General features: G+C 72.0%; 15 protein-coding genes and 1 tRNA gene. 13 read left to right on the top strand and 3 right to left on the bottom strand.

The genetic code is table 11. The features are described from left to right. The first annotated feature begins 4 nt into the window (after positions 1 to 4). From B7W94_RS11860 to B7W94_RS11825, 8 genes are all read left to right on the top strand, one after another. The gene (locus B7W94_RS11860) at positions 5 to 664 is read left to right on the top strand and encodes an O-methyltransferase (RefSeq protein ID WP_085606666.1); all 660 of its coding nucleotides are present in this window, start codon (positions 5 to 7) and stop codon (positions 662 to 664) included. A gap of 112 nt (positions 665 to 776) precedes the next feature. Further along, a complete protein-coding gene (gene eno / locus B7W94_RS11855) occupies positions 777 to 2,057 on the top strand; it encodes a phosphopyruvate hydratase (protein WP_025103924.1) in 1,281 nt (426 codons plus the stop codon). Positions 2,058 to 2,134: 77 nt separating this feature from the next. Beyond that, a complete protein-coding gene (locus tag B7W94_RS11850) occupies positions 2,135 to 2,668 on the top strand; it encodes an FtsB family cell division protein (RefSeq protein WP_172400116.1) in 534 nt (177 codons plus the stop codon). A 47-nt stretch (positions 2,669 to 2,715) separates the two neighbouring features. Further along, complete coding sequence (locus B7W94_RS11845) at positions 2,716 to 3,258, top strand: DUF501 domain-containing protein (protein WP_025103926.1); 543 nt, start codon at positions 2,716 to 2,718, stop codon at positions 3,256 to 3,258. Continuing rightward, complete coding sequence (locus tag B7W94_RS11840; protein ID WP_036292654.1) at positions 3,255 to 4,574, top strand: S8 family serine peptidase; 1,320 nt, start codon at positions 3,255 to 3,257, stop codon at positions 4,572 to 4,574. Before B7W94_RS11845 ends, B7W94_RS11840 begins: the two co-directional genes overlap by 4 nt. A gap of 25 nt (positions 4,575 to 4,599) precedes the next feature. Continuing rightward, the gene (locus tag B7W94_RS11835) at positions 4,600 to 6,096 is read left to right on the top strand and encodes an NAD(P)/FAD-dependent oxidoreductase (RefSeq protein ID WP_025103928.1); all 1,497 of its coding nucleotides are present in this window, start codon (positions 4,600 to 4,602) and stop codon (positions 6,094 to 6,096) included. A 196-nt stretch (positions 6,097 to 6,292) separates the two neighbouring features. Then, on the top strand, positions 6,293 to 7,315 hold the full coding sequence (locus tag B7W94_RS11830) for a hypothetical protein (protein WP_085606664.1): 1,023 nt from the start codon (positions 6,293 to 6,295) through the stop codon (positions 7,313 to 7,315). A 197-nt stretch (positions 7,316 to 7,512) separates the two neighbouring features. Then, positions 7,513 to 8,379: a hypothetical protein gene (locus tag B7W94_RS11825; protein WP_025103930.1), complete on the top strand. Its 867-nt coding sequence runs from the start codon at positions 7,513 to 7,515 to the stop codon at positions 8,377 to 8,379. A gap of 3 nt (positions 8,380 to 8,382) precedes the next feature. Here B7W94_RS11825 and B7W94_RS11820 read toward each other — a convergent pair. Beyond that, positions 8,383 to 8,455 (bottom strand) — tRNA-Leu (locus B7W94_RS11820). Between the two features lie 64 nt (positions 8,456 to 8,519). On the opposite strand from B7W94_RS11820, the gene B7W94_RS11815 reads away from it, so the two are divergent. From B7W94_RS11815 to B7W94_RS11805, 3 genes are all read left to right on the top strand, one after another. Continuing rightward, the gene (locus B7W94_RS11815; RefSeq protein WP_025103931.1) at positions 8,520 to 9,764 is read left to right on the top strand and encodes an alanine racemase; all 1,245 of its coding nucleotides are present in this window, start codon (positions 8,520 to 8,522) and stop codon (positions 9,762 to 9,764) included. Next, positions 9,761 to 11,074, top strand: a complete 1,314-nt coding sequence (locus B7W94_RS11810) for a D-arabinono-1,4-lactone oxidase (protein WP_025103932.1) — start codon at positions 9,761 to 9,763, stop codon at positions 11,072 to 11,074. Before B7W94_RS11815 ends, B7W94_RS11810 begins: the two co-directional genes overlap by 4 nt. An 86-nt stretch (positions 11,075 to 11,160) precedes the next feature. Further along, entirely contained in the window at positions 11,161 to 11,727 is a 567-nt protein-coding gene (locus B7W94_RS11805) for a LemA family protein (RefSeq protein WP_025103933.1), read from the top strand. A 9-nt stretch (positions 11,728 to 11,736) separates the two neighbouring features. On the opposite strand, the gene B7W94_RS11800 is transcribed toward B7W94_RS11805, so the two are convergent. Both B7W94_RS11800 and B7W94_RS11795 read right to left on the bottom strand, forming a co-directional pair. Continuing rightward, complete coding sequence (locus B7W94_RS11800; protein WP_025103934.1) at positions 11,737 to 12,636, bottom strand: hypothetical protein; 900 nt, start codon at positions 12,634 to 12,636, stop codon at positions 11,737 to 11,739. After that, positions 12,633 to 13,892: a winged helix-turn-helix domain-containing protein gene (locus B7W94_RS11795; RefSeq protein ID WP_025103935.1), complete on the bottom strand. Its 1,260-nt coding sequence runs from the start codon at positions 13,890 to 13,892 to the stop codon at positions 12,633 to 12,635. The genes B7W94_RS11800 and B7W94_RS11795 overlap by 4 nt, the downstream gene beginning before the upstream one ends. A gap of 85 nt (positions 13,893 to 13,977) precedes the next feature. Here B7W94_RS11795 and B7W94_RS11790 point away from each other — a divergent pair, with 85 nt between their 5' ends. Further along, entirely contained in the window at positions 13,978 to 15,174 is a 1,197-nt protein-coding gene (locus tag B7W94_RS11790; protein WP_025103936.1) for an AI-2E family transporter, read from the top strand. Beyond that, positions 15,171 to 16,400 (top strand): threonine ammonia-lyase, encoded by a 1,230-nt coding sequence (gene ilvA / locus B7W94_RS11785; protein ID WP_025103937.1) that lies wholly within the window; start codon positions 15,171 to 15,173, stop codon positions 16,398 to 16,400. Before B7W94_RS11790 ends, ilvA begins: the two co-directional genes overlap by 4 nt. Positions 16,401 to 16,437: the final 37 nt, after the last annotated feature.

The following is a 16,437-nucleotide window of genomic DNA, read 5'->3' as shown; positions in this document are numbered from 1 at the left end:
GCACATGGAATCCACTCCCGCCGCCTGGGCACGCGCCGACACCTTCCTCGCCGACATGCTCGTGGGTCCGGACCCGGCCCTGGCGTCGGCCTTGGAGGCGCAGCGCGCGGCGGGGCTGCCCGAGATCGAGGTCGCGCCGGTCGCGGGGAAGCTGCTGAATCTCCTCGTGCGGATGAGCGGCGCCCGCCGCGTGCTGGAGATCGGCACCCTCGGAGGCTACTCGACGATCTGGATGGCCCGCGCCGTCGGACCGGCGGGACAGGTCGTGACGATCGAGGCGGAGGCGGACAACGCCGCCGTCGCCCGGGCGAGCATCGACGCGGCCGGAGTGGGGGACCGCGTCGACATCCGGATCGGTCGCGGAGCCGACGTGCTGCCGACCCTCGCCGGCGCCTTCGACCTCGTCTTCATCGACGCCGACAAGGAGTCCAACACCGTGTACCTGGACTGGGCCGCGAAGCTCGGTCGCCCGGGCACCGTTGTCGTGCTCGACAACATCGGCCGCGACGGCGAGATCGTCCGCGACGACTCGACGGACCCCAAGGTGAACGGCACCCGCGCGGGGCTGCGGATGCTCGGGGAGGACCCGCGCTTCGACGCCACGGCGCTGCAGACGGTCGGGATCAAGGGATGGGACGGCATCGCGCTCGCCCTCGTCGTCTGACGCGGGCGGATCCCCCCGGCTCGTCTCCGGGTGCGGTCCGACGCCGGGGATAGACTGGGCGCGGATCGACGACGCTCCACACACCCTTCCATCCTGAGCAAGGAGCACATCAGTGGCACTGATCGAGGCTGTAGGCGCACGCGAGATTCTCGACTCGCGCGGAAACCCGACCGTCGAGGTGGAGGTGCTCCTCGACGACGGCATCGTGCAGCGCGCCGCCGTCCCCTCCGGTGCCTCGACCGGCGCCTTCGAGGCGTACGAGCTGCGGGACGGCGACAAGAGCCGCTACGGCGGCAAGGGCGTGCTCAAGGCCGTCGAGGCGGTCATCGACGAGCTCGGGCCGGCCATCGAGGGCGTGGAGGCGAGCGAGCAGCGCATCGTCGACGAGATCCTCATCGAGGTCGACGGCACGGACAACAAGAAGCGCGTCGGCGCCAACGCCATCCTCGGCGTGAGCCTCGCGGTCGCGAAGGCCGCCGCGGACTCCGCCGACCTGCCGCTGTTCCGCTACCTCGGCGGTCCGAACGCGCACGTGCTGCCCGTGCCGCTGTTCAACGTCATCAACGGCGGAGAGCACGCTGACAACGGCATCGACATGCAGGAGTTCTTCCTCGCCCCGATCGGCGCGGAGACCTACTCCGAGGCGCTGCGCTGGGGCGTGGAGACCTACCACGTGCTGCGCGCGGAGCTGAAGGCCGCCGGCTACGCGACGGGTCTCGGCGACGAGGGCGGCTTCGCCCCCGACCTGCCCAGCAACCGCGAGGGCCTCGACTTCCTCGTCAAGGCGATCGAGAAGGCCGGCTTCACGCCCGGCACCGACATCGCCCTCGGCCTCGACGTCGCCGCGACCGAGTTCTTCAAGGACGGCGTCTACCGTCTCGACAACAAGGACTGGGACGCCGCCGCACTCACCGAGTACTACGTCGGGCTCGTCAACGACTTCCCGATCGTCACGATCGAGGACGCGCTCGCCGAGGACGACTGGGACAACTGGAAGCACCTCACCGAGGCCCTGGGCTCGAAGGTGCAGCTGGTCGGCGACGACCTGTTCGTCACCAACCCGCAGCGTCTCGCCGACGGCATCACGCGCGGCGTCGCCAACTCGCTGCTCGTGAAGGTCAACCAGATCGGCACGCTCACCGAGACGTTCGACGCCGTAAGCCTCGCGCAGCGCTCGGGCTACACGGCGATGCTCTCGCACCGTTCGGGTGAGACCGAGGACACGACGATCGCCGACCTCGTGGTCGCCACGAACGCCGGCCAGATCAAGGCGGGTGCCCCGGCGCGCAGCGAGCGCGTCGCGAAGTACAACCAGCTGCTGCGCATCGAGGAGGAGCTGGGCGACGCGGCGGTCTTCGCCGGCCGTTCCGCCTTCCCGCGCTACCAGGGCTGAGCGCCCGCGACAGCGACCACGCCGCATCCGCGGCACGACCGCGCCGCCCGGATGGCGGCTGACACGAAGGAGGAGCCGTGGCACGACGACCGGCTCCTCCTTCGCCGTCGATCGGGGCGGCGACGCCTCGCTCGACGTCCTCGTCGCGACAGCCGCGGAGCGGCGCCCCCGCCGCACCCCGCGTGGACGTGCGCGAGTGGGCCTCGGGCATGCGGCTCTCGGCCTTCTCCGTGATCATGCTCTCCCTCGTGGTGCTGGGAGCCTGGGTGCTCGTGCCCACGCTGGGCACCTTCATCGACCAGCGCCAGAAGATCGCGGCGCTGGAGCAGTCCGTGCAGGTGAGCGAGGACGAGATCGCCGCGCTGACCGCGGAGCGCGAGCGCTGGGACGACCCCGCGTACATCACGACCCAGGCCCGTGAGCGCCTGTACTACGTCAAGCCGGGCGAGGTCGTGTACCTCATCGACAACGACCTCGATCCCTCCACCCTCCCGCGCGAGCAGGAGCCGGTGAGCGACACCCTCGAGGAGAAGCCCGCCGACTGGATGCCGCAGCTGCTGCGCACCCTCGTCTCCGCGGGACTGAGCGACACCGCCGTCCCCGCAGGCTGAACCCGGGCTCCGAGCATCCTCCCGGACGGCTCCCCTACGCTGGTGGGGTGACCACCCCGCCGTTCCCCGCGCCCACCTCCGCCGAGCTCGCCGTCGTCTCGACCCAGCTCGGACGCCCCGCCCGCGGTGTCGTCGGCATCGCGGCCCGCTGTCGGTGCGGGAACCCCACGGTGGTGGCCACCACCCCGCGCCTGCCCGACGGCACGCCGTTCCCCACGTTCTACTACCTCACGCATCCGGCGGCGACCGCCGCGATGTCGACGCTCGAGGCGAACCAGGTCATGCCCGAGCTCGCGGCGATGCTCGCGGAGGACGAGACCGTGGCCGCCGCGTATCGGTCCGCCCACGAGGCGTACCTCGCCGACCGTGCGCAGTTCGGCGAGGTGCCCGAGATCGACGGGATCTCCGCCGGAGGCATGCCCACCCGGGTGAAGTGCCTGCACGCCCTCGCCGGCCACGCCCTGGCGGCGGGAGCCGGTGTGAACCCGATCGGCGATGCCGCGCTGGCCCGCAGCTCGTGGTCTCCCGAGGTCTGCCGCTGCGAAGAGCCCGGCGCCGCGCTCCGCGACGATCCGGCACGTTCGGCATGACGCGGCGGCGGATGCTGCGCGGCGCCGTCGCCCTCGTGGCGGTGGCGGCATCCGTCCTGCTCCTCGGTTCCACGGCGACGCCGACGCCGACGCCACCTCCGGTCGCCGACGACCCGGCCGATCCGGTGCGGGCGGCGGAGTACTGGCTGGACGGTGCCCGCATCCGCGACGCCTGGCAGACGACCCGCGGGGAGGGCGTCACGATCGCCGTCATCGACACGGGCATCGGCAAGGTGCCGCAGGTCTTCGACGAGGCGGTCGTCGGGGGGACGGACGTGTCCGGAGCCGGGACGCCGGACGGACGCACGCCGCTCGGCGCCGTCGACGGCAATCACGGCTCGTGGGTGGCGTCCCTCGCGGCAGGACGCGGCAAAGCCGACGGCACCGGCATGATCGGGGTCGCGCCCGAGGCGGAGCTTCTCTCGATCTCCGTGGGGTTCGGCGCCGCCGCGGCGGTGCCGTTCACCGAGCAGGTGGCCACCGGCATCCGCTGGGCTGTCGACCACGGCGCCGACATCATCAACCTGTCGTTCACGACGAACACGCTCGACTGGGATCAGAGCTGGGACGACGCCTTCCTCTACGCGTTCGAGCACGACGTCGTGGTCGTCGTCGCGGCCGGCAACCGGGGGAGCGGCACGAACATCATCGGCGCGCCCGCCACGATCCCCGGCGTGCTCACGGTCGGCGGCGTCGACCAGACCGGCACCGCGAGCATCGAGGCCTCGACGCAGGGCATCACCATCGGCATCTCGGCGCCGAGCGAGGGCCTGCTGGGGGTGTCGGCGGACGGCGAGGTCGTCTCCTGGAGCGGGACCAGCGGCGCGGCTCCGATCGTCGCCGGCGTCGCGGCGCTCATCCGCTCGGCGCACCCCGACATCTCCGCGAACGACGTCATCAACCGCATCATCAAGACGGCGATGCCGGTGGCGGATGCGAAGAAGCCGCGCGATCCGCTGTACGGCTTCGGCCTGGTGGACGCGGAGGCGGCGATCTCGGCGAACCTGCCGTCCGTGAGCGAGAACCCCATGGGCGATCTCGCGGAGTGGGTGCGGCTGTACCGCCGCGCCGACAGCGAGCCCACGCCCGAGCCGTCGCTCGCCCCCGTGGAGGTGCCGCCGCTGCCCGACGCGGATGCCCCCACCGACCCCGGTTCACCGCTGCTTCCCAGCGCCGACTCCCTGCGCTACGGTACCCTGCCGCTCATCGCCCTCACGGTCCCTGGTATCCTGGTAGCGCTTGGCGTCACCGCAGCTGCCCGGCGCATCCGATCGGCGCGCGTTCCCGTACGCCACAATCCCGACTCCGAGGAGTAGTTCTTCTGTGCCTCAGAACAGCACTGTGCCCAAGATCCTGATCGTCGGCGGAGGGTACGCAGGTTTCTACACCGCGTGGAAGCTCGAGAAGCATCTGCGCAAGGGCGAGGCCGACGTGACCATGGTCGACCCGCTGCCGTACATGACGTACCAGCCGTTCCTCCCGGAGGTCGCCGCCGGATCGATCGAGGCCCGGCACTCCGTCGTCGCGCACCGCCGTCACCTGAAGCGCACGCACGTGCTCACCGCCAAGGTGACGAACATCAACCACGCGCAGAAGGTCGCCACCATCACGCCGCCCGTCGGCGAGCCGTACGAGTTCGCGTACGACCAGATCGTCGTCACCGCGGGCGCCGTCTCGCGCACGTTCCCGATCCCCGGCATCGCCGACAACGCCATCGGGCTCAAGACGATCGAAGAGGCCGTCGCCATCCGTGACAAGGTCATGTCGAACTTCGACAAGGCCGCCTCCCTCCCGGCTGGCCCCGAGCGCGACCGCCTGCTGACCGTCGTCGTCGTCGGCGGTGGCTTCGCGGGCATCGAGGTCTTCGCCGAGCTCCGCTCGCTCGCCTCGTCGCTGGTGAGCAAGTACCCGCAGCTGACCTTCGACGACACGCACTTCCACCTCATCGAGGCCATGGGCCGCATCATGCCCGAGGTCTCGCTGAAGACGAGCGAGTGGGTCCTGAAGGACCTCGCCACGCGCGGCGCGAACGTTCACCTCGACACCCAGGTCACCGGTGCCATCGACGGCAACGTCGAGCTGTCGACCGGCGAGGTCATCCCGACGGACGTCATCGTCTGGACCGCGGGCGTCATGGCCAACCCGACCGTCGTGCGCGGCGGCGACCTGCCCGTCGAGGAGCGCGGTCGCATCCAGACCCGTGCCGACCTGCGCGTCGGTACCCCCGAGGCGTTCGTCGAGGGTGCCTGGGCCGCGGGCGACGTCTCGGCCGTTCCCGACCTCTCGGGCGGCGGCGTCGGCGGATTCTGCGTCCCGAACGCGCAGCACGCCGTCCGGCAGGCGAAGCTCCTGGCGAAGAACCTCGTCGCGGTGCTCCGCGGGGAGACCCCCAAGGAGTACTTCCACAAGAACCTCGGTGCCGTCGCCGGCCTCGGCCTGTACAACGGCGTCTTCCAGTCCGGCAAGATCGCGCTGAAGGGCTTCATCGCCTGGCTCGCGCACCGCGGCTACCACGGCTTGGCCATGCCGACGTGGGAGCGCAAGTGGCGCGTGCTCTGGGGCTGGTGGAACAACCTGTGGCTGGGCCGCGACCTCGTGAACCTGCAGACGGTGCAGAACCCTCGCTACGTCTTCGAGGAGTTCGCCGCCCGCCCGCGTCCCGCGGCACCCGCCGACGCCACCCCGGCCGCCAAGGCGCCGGCCGCTGAGAAGCCGGCCGCTGCGCCCGCGGCGGAGACGCCGTCTGAGATCAAGAAGCCGGCCGCCAAGCGGCCCGCAGCGAAGAAGGCTCCGGCCTCCGTTGCGAAGGACTCCGCGGAGACCGCTGCGGCGAAGTGACCGTCCGGTTCTGAGGAGAAGGCCCTGAGCGCGTGAGCGCCAGGGCCTTCTCCTATTGACCGGGGACGGGAGTTGGTCGCGTAACATCTCACATTGTACGCTCGCAGGGGTGCTCAGGAGGGGTGTGTGCGAGGCACCCCCGATGCGGGGAGGAGGTCCGGTGAGCGCGCACGGGGGAGAATCACCGACCGTCAGTGTGTCGATCCGGACGGGTCCGGGCGAGGACGCGCATGCGGCACAGCTCGCGGCACGGCTCGACGGCGCTCCCGTCCGCATCTGCCCGACGGGCGCCGCGGCATGGCGGCCCTGGACGCGACGAGCCACGCATCATCTCGTCCTCGACGCTGCGGTGCGCCCGCACCCTCACCTTCTCGCCCAGGTGCAGGAAGCCGTCGCCGCGCAGCCCCGGGCGGTCCTGAGGCTCTTCACCCGCAGTGACGGCTACGCCTCGCATGCGTCCCGGGTGGCGGCGTTCTCCGGGTGCTCGTGGTTCGTGCCGCCGGGCCCCGATCCGTCGTCCGTCGCCGTCGTGCTGCCGGTTCCCGAGGCGGCGGAGTTCGCGCGTTCCGTCCCGGGTGGCGATCTCGACCCCGTCGGGCTGCTGCTGCAGCGGTTCGCGGCGGAACAGGGCCTCAGCCTGCTCGCGAGCACGGCCGATCTCGTGCAGCTCGAAGGGGCGGGGGCGCACGCTCCGGCCACTGCCTTCCTGTCTGCGGCGATGGCGCCGGCGGACTGGTGGCGGCGGCCGTCGCTCGTGTCGCCGTCGTCGATCCCGGTGGTCCATCTCCGGGACGGCGAGCCGCTGTCGTACGAGTCCGTGCCGGGCACGCCGGATGGTTGGCGTCTCCGCACACGCCGGGAGGTGCCGACGCCGCACGCCCGACGGCTCGCACGAGTGATGCAGGAACGCCTTCTCGGCACGGAGGTGGCCCGCAGCCATCTCCGCGCAGCGGCCGTGCTCCTCGGGGTGGCGGGAGTGCTGCGCGACCAGCTCCTCCTCGCCGCGGGGTGGGGCCGGCCGTCCGATGAGTTCGGCACGGCGGTGGCGCGGGAGGCCGCGGCGACCCTCGCCCTCGGGACACTGGCGGAGGCGGTCCCGGCTGCGAGTCGACCGGATGGTGCCGCAGAGCTCCGCGACGCCTTCCGGGTGCTGTACGACGAGATGACCGCGATCCTGGGCACGGCGCCTCCCCGGGCCGCGCGTGGAGCCGATCCATAGGCCGCCTCGCTAGCGTGTCGACCGCAAGGGGAGTACTCCCGTCCGCAGCGACGTCGTCATGACGGGCATGTCATCGTGCCCCGGCCCGCTGGCCCGCGAGGGTGGAGGAGACCTTGGCACCCGAATCGCGGGCTGCCCGGAACCTTGCGTCGACAGAGGTCGCGGAGAACGGCGGTCCGTCCCACGAAGGGACCCCCATGTCGAAGCTCTCCCGCCTGATCCGCCTCGCCACCGACGCCATCGACGCGAAGGGGGGAAGCCCCGGGGTGCGCGGCGGCGAGGGCGCGCGTGCCTCCACCGACTGGAGCGGGATGATCCGCGGCGCGGTCGACGCCGTGCGGGGCACCGATCCTCAGGCGCAGCGCCCGACCGCGCCTCCTCCCGCGTCCCCGGCGCCCACCCCTCCCGCCGGACGAGCATCCGCCGCAGGGGCGTACGCCCCGCCGCCCGCTCCCGCGTCCGGTGGTGCGTCGGACGTCTCCGCGGCGGACCGCGCGGCCATCGCCCGGTACGACTACCTCCTGCAGACAGCGGATCCACATCGGATCGAGCAGATCCATCGCGAGGCCTTCGCGCGCCTCACGCCGTCGCAGCGCGCGCACGTCGACGCCCGCATGCGGGCGGAGCTCCCGGCGGAGGAGCGACCGCGCTCGTCGTCTGCGGACGACCTGGCCCGCGCGGCCGGACGGGCCGAGGCGATGCAGCCCGGCCGCCTGCGCGGACTCCTCTCCCGCGCCCGCGGCGGCGGGGCCGCGGTCGCCGCGGGCGGCGCGGCGGTCGGTCTCCTCGGCGTGGTGGCCGGCGGAGCCGTCGTGAGCACCGTGGCCGCACCGCTCCTGGAACAGGCGGCGGGGCTCGGGGTGGACTTCGACGCGCTGGCGCAGGGCATCGACCTGGATGCGCTCGCCTCCGGCGTCGACATCGACGCGCTGGCCGGCGGCGCCGACGAGATGCTCGGCTCGGCCGGCGAGGCCGTCTCGGGTCTCGGCGAGACGGCGACCGGCTGGGGGGAGCGGCTCGGCGATCTCGGTATCCCCGGGATCGGCGACATCCTCGGCCGCTGACGGTGCCCCCGCTGGGACTCGAACCCAGACTGAGGCGATTTTAAGTCGCCTGCCTCTGCCATTGGGCTACGGGGGCTGCGCCGCCAGCCTATCGTCGGCGGGGTCGTGACCCGGCGGGGCTCAGGCCGTAGGGTGGGGGAGTGCTCGACCTCACCGACGAACTGAGCCCCGTCCCGGGTGGCCCCGCGGTCGCCCCCGAATGGGAGGACCCGGGCCGCTACTGGCCGCGCCTGTCGGCCGCGACCGGGCACCTTCCGGCGCCCGTGGCGGTCATCGATCGCGAAGCGCTGCGCTACAACGCCATGGACCTGCTCGTCCGTGCCGGCGGACTGCCGATCCGCGTGGCGTCGAAGTCGGTGCGGGTGCGTGCGGTCCTGGATGCCGTGCTGCGGCTCCCGGGTTTCCGCGGGATCCTCGCGTTCACGCTGGAGGAGGCGCTCTGGCTCGCGGCGACGCACGACGACATCGTCCTCGGCTACCCGACCGTGGACCGGGCGGGCATAGAACGGCTGTGCGCCGACGAGCAGGCGGTGCAGCGCATCACCCTCATGATCGACGACCCCGTGCACCTGGACCTCGTCGACAGCGTGGTGGCCCCTTCCGCGCGCCCCGAGCTTCGCGTGGCCATCGACGTCGACGCGTCCTGGCGATCCGCGCTGCTCGGTCACATCGGCGTCCGCCGATCGGCCCTCTTCTCCGCCGGGGAGGTCGCCGCGTTCGCGCGGACGGTCGTCGCACGCCCCGGCTTCCGCCTCGTGGGGCTGCAGATGTACGACGCCCAGATCGCAGGACAGGGCGATGCCGGTCCCGATGGACCGCTGATCCGTCGCGTCCAGGCCCGCTCGCGCGAGGAGCTGCGGGAGCGAAGGGCGGCGATCGTCGCCGCGGTCGGCGCCGTGACGCCGCTCGAGTTCCTCAACGGCGGGGGCACCGGATCCCTGGAGTTCAGCGGCAGCGACGAGTCGCTCACCGAGGCCAGCGCGGGCAGCGGCCTGCTCGGCGGACACCTGTTCGACGGGTACCGGTCCTTCCATCCGGCGCCGGCCGCGGCCTTCGCCTTCGACGTCGTGCGCCGTCCCGCTGCCGACATCGCCACGGTGCTGGGCGGCGGCTGGATCGCCTCGGGTCCGGCGCTGGCCTCGCGACAGCCGCGCCCGGTGTGGCCGGCGAACCTGCGCACGCTTCCGCGAGAGGCTGCCGGCGAGGTGCAGACGCCGCTGCAGGGGCCGACAGCGGCGACGCTCGGCGTCGGCGATCGTGTCTGGTTCCGTCACGCCAAGAGCGGCGAGCCGGCCGAGCGCATCGCCGCGTACCAGCTCGTGTCCGGCGACGAGGTCGTGGACGAGCTGCCGACGTACCGCGGCGAGGGGAAGGCGTTCCTGTGACGAGAATCGGCGGCACCTGGCAGAACTGGGGCCGGTCGGCGTCCGTGCGCCCCGTGCGGGTCGAGCGCCCGCGCAGCCCCGAGGGCGTGCAGCGTGCCGTGCGGGCAGCGGTGCGACAGGGGCTCACGGTCAAAGCCGTCGGCGCCGGTCACAGCTTCACCGGGATCGCCATCGCCCCCGGTGTGCTCCTGGAACTGGACGACCTGCAGGGACTCGTGTCCGCGGACGTCGCGAGCGGACGGGTCACGCTCCTCGCCGGTACCCGGCTGCACCGCATCCCCGGGCTGCTCGCCCGCTACGGCCTCGCGATGGAGAACCTCGGCGACATCGACCGCCAGTCCATCGCCGGCGCGATCTCCACGGGCACGCACGGCACCGGCGCCGGTTTCGGCGGACTCGCCACCCAGGTCGTCGGGGTGACCCTCATCACCGCCGACGGGGAGTTCCTCCGCATCGACGAGGCGCACAGTCCGGAGCTCCTACCCGCGGTCGCTCTGGGGCTGGGCGCGCTCGGCATCATCGTCGAGGTCACCCTGCAGTGCGTGCCCACGTTCGTGATGCATGCGGTCGACGAGCCGCTGCCGCTGGACGAGGTGCTCGGCACGATCGACGAACGCGTCGCCGCCGCCGACCATTTCGAGTTCTACTGGTTCCCGCATACCGACGTCGCACTCACCAAGCGGCAGTCGCGTCTGCCGGAATCGACGCGACGGAGGCCGCTCCCGGTCGTGGGCCGGTGGGTGGATGAGACCCTGCTCGCGAACGGCGTCTATCGCGTCGTCTGCGCGGCGGGACAGGCGGTGCCGGCGATCACGCCGCCGTTCAACCGGCTCGCGGTGCGGCTCACCGGTGACCGTGAGTACACCGACCTCTCGAATCGCGTGCTCACCCAGAGCCGGACCGTGCGCTTCCGCGAGATGGAGTACGCGCTGCCGGCGGCCGAGGTGGTGCCGGCATTCCGCGCCCTCCAGGAGCTCATCGCCGAGCGCGGCTGGCGGATCGAGTTCCCCGTGGAGGTCCGCTTCGCTGCCGCCGACGATCGCTGGCTCTCCACCGCGTACGGCCGCCCCAGCGCCTACATCGCGGTGCACCGGTACTGGCGCGCGGACCCGACGGCGTACTTCGGTGCGGTCGAGGAGATCATGCGGGCCCATGGCGGCCGCCCGCACTGGGGCAAGCTGCACACCATGACCCGGGAGACGCTGCGGGGGAGCTACCCCCGCTTCGATGACTTCGTGGCGCTGCGCGACCGCCTCGATCCGGATCGCCGCTTCACGAACCGCTATCTGGAGCGGGTGCTGGGACGCTGATCGGCGGCGCTGGTCCGTCGCATCCCCAGTCCACGTGCAGGCACCGCGTCTAGGATGAGAGAAATACGGGAAAGGGTGGGGCACTGATGGAATGGCTCGTGCCGGTACTGATCGTCGTCGGGGTGATCCTGCTCGTCGGCGTCTATCTCTGGGCGACGTACAACTCGCTGGTGCAGCTGAACGTCCGCGTAGACGAAGCCTGGAGCGGCATCACCGTCCAGCTCAAGCGCCGAGCCGACCTCATCCCGAATCTCATCGAGACGGTCAAGGGCTACGCCTCGCACGAGAAGGCGGTGTTCGAGAACGTCACCCGCGCCCGCGCCGAGACCCTCTCCGCCGGCAGCCCCGGCGAGGCGGGGATCGCCGAGGGGCACCTGCAGCAGGCCCTGCGCAGCCTCTTCGCGGTGGCCGAGGCCTACCCGCAGCTGCAGGCCAGCCAGAACTTCCTTCAGCTGCAGCAGGCCCTCGTCGACACCGAGGACAAGATCCAGGCCGCGCGGCGCTTCTACAACGGCGGCGTCCGCGAGCTCAACACCAAGATCAAGGTGTTCCCCAACAACCTCTTCGCCAAGGGACTCGGCTTCACCGAGCGCGAGTTCTTCGAGGTCGCCGACAGCGGCGCCATCTCCGAGCCGCCGCGCGTGCAGTTCTGATTCTCGCCCTCACCACACGGTGAGGGCGAGTTCGTCTGCGGTGATATCCACAGCACCGCGAACGCTCCACGCGGTGCTGCGGTAGGTGACGGTGCGCGCAGCGCCGTCCTGGCCGGTGCCGGTCACGGTCGCCTCGAGGATGCCGTCGTCCGCGGTGAACCCGCCGGCGGAGAGCGTCACCGCGGGGAACCGCTCGACGCGGAACGCCACGTGGGAGACGTCCCGGAACTCCGTGCCCCACGGGATCCGGATGCCGCAGTTGTCGGGAATCGCGTGGCCGTCGGCGGTGCAGGTCTCCAGGTAGCCGTCGAGCTGCGTCTGCGCGGCCTCCGTCGCCTCCGGGCGGAGTTCCGCGGTCACGCGTGCGGTGGCGTCGTCGCCGGGGAGGACGACGGCCTCGGTCGTGCCGGCCAGCAGCGCCCGCGGCGCGGCCGCGACCGGGTACACGCCAGGGAGCAGAGCGGTGTCTTCGGTCACCGGGAGGACCGCATCGCCGACCTGGACCGTTGTCCCGATCGTCGTCGTGGCGCGGAGGGCACCGAGTCCGGAGGCGTCGACGGTCCAGCGGCCGCTCTCCGGCGTCAGCCGGACGCGCGCCTGGTGCTCGTCCCCGTCGAGTCGGAAGCGCACCGTCGCGGACGCGTCACCGTCTCCCTCACGCACATCGGTGACCTCGGCGTCCGCGATGGTCGACGAGGCTCCGGCGAACGCGGTGAGGGCGGCGTCGGACACCGCGGTCCCCGTCGCCGCGACCGCCTCGGGATCGCCCGACTCCAGCGCCCGGAGATAGGCCAGCGCTGCGTCCTCCGCGGTCGGCGAGCGGAGCGCGGACAGCCCCCACCACACCGCGCCGGTCAGGGCCACGGCCACGACGACACCGCCCAGGAGCCACCAGCGACGACGGCTCACGCGACGGCCTCCCGGACGTGGACGTGACGACGCACCGTGTCCGGGGCGGTGGAGGCGAGCGCGGTGTGGACGGCAGCGGTCGCATCGCCCCATCCGGAGACCGACACCTGTTCGAGACCCTGCCACCGCGCGGCGCGGAGGAGCTCCGCCGCGATCGCCTCGGCGTCGCCGGGACGCGCCTGCGGCTCCCACCACGCCGACTGCACCTGCAGCGTGGACGTGCCGCGGTCGGCCTTGAGGTCGACCCGCGCCACGATCCGGTCGCCGACGAGCACGGGCAGCGAGTAGTAGCCGTAGCGGCGCTTCGCCGCCGGCACGTAGATCTCGATGCGGTAGTCGAGCTCGAAAGCCCGCAGCGCGCGTTCCCGGAACCACACCACCGGATCGAACGGAGTCAGCAGGGCGGCGGTCTCGACCCGGCGCGGAAGAACTGCGTCGCGATGCCGCCAGGCGGGGAGGGGCCGGCCACCCCGCTCCCAGCCGCGGACGGTCACGGGCTGCACTTCCCCGGCGTCGACGAGGTCGGCGATCGCCCCGGTCACCGCGGCACGGTCGCGGAGGCGGTAATAGTCGGCCAGGTCGGCCGCCGTCCCGACGCCGCTGGACCGAGCGGCGCGTCGGACGAGCTCGCGGACGGCGTCCTCGCGCGGGATCTCGCGGGACCGGATGCGCTCGGGGATGACCTGCTCGGCGAGGGCGTAGGTGCGCTCGAAACCCCGGCGCCCGCTCACAGCGACGTCGCCCGTGCGCCACAGATGCTCGAGGGCGAGCTTGACCTCGTCCCAGTCCCACCAGGTGCCGCGCTCGCGCGGGGCGTCGGCACGGAGGGCGACCGGGCGGAGCGGTCCGCGCGCACGGAGCTCGTCCTGCACCCACTGCACCGTCCGGGCGTTCGTACGGAGCCAGGAGTCCTCCGCGGACCAGCGCCGCCGGAAGTCGTCCATGCGGAACCGCCACAGGGGCCAGTCCTCGACGGGGATGAAGGTCGCCTCGTGGGCGAGGTACTCCACATAGTGCGTCGTGCGCGACAGGAAGAGGCGGTCGAGGAGTGCGGGATCGTAGGCGCCGAGCCGGGAGAACAGCGGGACGTAGTGTGACCGGGCGAACACGTTGACCGAGTCGATCTGCAGCACGCCGAGCCGGTCCATCACCCGGTGCAGATGGCGACCGGAGACGGTGGCCGGGCGTGCGCGGGTGAAGCCCTGAGCGGCGAGGGCGATCCGTCGTGCCTGGGCAGGACTGAGGGTGTCGGTCACGCCGCCAGCGTATCCCCGCTCTCCGACATCGTCCTGGCGTGCAGGATGCGTCGAACGGCATACGGCATGACCGTAGACTGAGGCGATGAGCGAGGACCAGCGACCCCGGCTGCGCGATCTGTTCCGTCCGCGCCCCGTGGTGACCGATCGGACCGTGACCACCGAAGCCGACGAGGCGGTGCCGCTGCCCCTGCGCATCACGGCGAGCTACGCCTGGCGCCTGCTGCTCATCGCAGCGGCGGCCGGCGTCTTCATCTGGCTGGTGATGCTGCTCAAGCTCCTCGTCATCCCGCTGATGGTGGGCATCCTCATCACCGCCCTGCTGTGGCCGGCGTTCTCCTGGATGCTGCGTCACGGATTCCCGCGCTGGCTCGCGATCGCTGTCTCCCTCATCGGCACGATCGCCATCGTCACCGGGCTGATGTGGCTCGTGGTCTGGCAGGTGCGCGCCCAGCTCCCGGACGTGCAGCAGCGCACGACCGAGGCCTTCGACCAGTTCCAGGTGTGGCTGCACGACGGTCCGCTGAACCTGTCGGACACGCAGATCGCGAACTACCTGCAGCAGGGCCTCGACTTCATCAGCGAGCAGGCGCAGGTCCTCTGGACGGGTGCCCTCGCGATCGGCACGACCGTCGGGCACGTCGCCACCGGCGCGCTGCTGTCGCTGTTCATCCTCATCTGCCTCCTCGCCGACGGCGCCGGCATCTGGCGCTGGACGCTGCGCATCTTCCCCCGGAAGGCCCGCCCCGCCGTCGACGGCGCCGCGCGCAACGGCTGGACGACGATCGTCAACTACGCCAGGACGCAGCTCTTCGTGGCGACGATCGACGCGATCGGCATCGGCCTCGGCGCCTTCCTGCTCCAGGTCCCGCTCGCGCTGCCCGTCGCCGTTCTCGTGTTCCTCGGCTCGTTCATCCCCATCGTCGGTGCGGTGGTGACCGGTGCCGTGGCCGTCTTCCTCGCGCTCGTCTACAACGGGCCGTGGATCGCCCTCTGGATGCTCGTCGTCGTCCTCGCCGTCCAGCAGATCGAGGGCCACATCCTGCAGCCGATCATGATGGGCTCCGCCGTCAAGGTGCACCCCCTCGCCGTCGTCCTCGTGGTCGCGGGCGGCGCGATGATCGCGGGCATCCCGGGTGCCCTGTTCGCCGTCCCGCTGGCCGCGTTCGTGAACGTGGCGGCGGTGACCATCAGCTCGGGATCCTGGCGCACCGGCGTCGGGCCGAGTGGAGATCTGATCTGGAGCACAGTTCCGCGTGAGCGGAGACGGAGGAATCGATGAGCGCAGTCCCCAGCCTGACCGAGTTCCAGGACGCGGCTCGAAGTCTGGCTGAGGTGATCTCGCACACCCCGACGCTGCCCTCCCGGGCGCTGTCCGACGCGCTCGGTGCCCCCGTGCTGCTGAAGATGGAGAACCTGCAGCGCACGGGGTCCTTCAAGATCCGCGGCGCGGCGTACCGGCTCTCCCGCCTCAGCGCGGAGGAGCGCTCCCGTGGCGTCGTGGCGGCCTCGGCCGGGAACCACGCGCAGGGCGTCGCTCTGGCCGCCCAGGCGCTCGGCATCCCCGCGACGATCTTCATGCCGCTCGGGGTCCCCGTGCCGAAGCTCCTCGCCACCCGCGGCTACGGGGCCGAGGTGGTGCTCGAGGGGGAGACCGTCGCCACGTCGCTGCGCCTGGCCGCCGAGTTCGCGGAACGCACCGGCGCCGTCCTCATCCACCCGTTCGACCACCGGGACATCGTGATCGGGCAGGGCACCCTCGGTCTGGAGCTGCTGGAGGATGCGCCCGAGATCGACACCGTCGTCCTCGGCATCGGCGGAGGAGGGCTGATCGCCGGCGTCGCCGCCGCGGTCAAGGCCAAGGCCGCCGAGCTCGGACGGACGATCCGCGTGATCGGCGTGCAGGCGGAGAACGCGGCCGCGGTGCCGCCGTCGCTCGCGGCCGGGGAGCCGGTCGACATCGTCACGCGCCCGACCATCGCCGACGGCATCCTCGTCGCGCGCCCGGGAGCTGTGCCGTTCGAGATCATCAAGGACCTCGTCGACGAGGTGGTGACCGTCTCGGACGACGACCTCGCGCGCGCCATGCTCGTCCTCCTGGAGCAGGCCAAGGTCGTCGTGGAGCCCGCCGGAGCCGCGGGCGTCGCCGCGATCCTCTCCGGACGTGTGTCGGCGACCGGCACGACGATGGCCGTGCTGTCGGGCGGCAACATCGACCCGCTCCTGCTGCAGCGCGTGGTGTCCCACGGCCTCGCCGCCTCGGGGCGGTACCTGACGATCCGCATCCCGCTGCCGGACCGTCCCGGCCAGCTGGCCCGCGTGTCCGAGCTCATCGCGGAGGCGGGAGCGAACGTCATCGAGGCGATGCACACGCGTCACGGCCACGGACTGCAGATCAGCGAGGTCATCCTCGAGCTCAGCGTCGAGACCCGCGGCGCGGACCACTCGGCCCACACGCTCGACACCCTCCGTCGCGCGGGCTTCGCACCCATCGTCGTCCAGGACTGACCCCCGGACGCGAGACACCCCCTCGACCGTGGCGGTC

Source organism: Microbacterium sp. LEMMJ01 (assembly GCF_002114135.1).
Taxonomy (GTDB): Bacteria; Actinomycetota; Actinomycetes; order Actinomycetales; family Microbacteriaceae; genus Microbacterium.
This window is presented reverse-complemented; position numbering and strand designations above follow the sequence as displayed.

Excerpts from the sequence above, each read along its gene's own strand:
- B7W94_RS11840 (WP_036292654.1), top strand. The coding sequence starts at position 3,255 with ATGACGCGGCGGCGGATGCTGCGCGGCGCCGTCGCCCTCGTGGCGGTG.
- ilvA (WP_025103937.1), top strand. The coding sequence starts at position 15,171 with ATGAGCGCAGTCCCCAGCCTGACCGAGTTCCAGGACGCGGCTCGAAGT.
- B7W94_RS11860 (WP_085606666.1), top strand. The coding sequence starts at position 5 with ATGGAATCCACTCCCGCCGCCTGGGCACGCGCCGACACCTTCCTCGCC.
- B7W94_RS11805 (WP_025103933.1), top strand. The coding sequence starts at position 11,161 with ATGGAATGGCTCGTGCCGGTACTGATCGTCGTCGGGGTGATCCTGCTC.
- B7W94_RS11790 (WP_025103936.1), top strand. The coding sequence starts at position 13,978 with ATGAGCGAGGACCAGCGACCCCGGCTGCGCGATCTGTTCCGTCCGCGC.
- B7W94_RS11825 (WP_025103930.1), top strand. The coding sequence starts at position 7,513 with ATGTCGAAGCTCTCCCGCCTGATCCGCCTCGCCACCGACGCCATCGAC.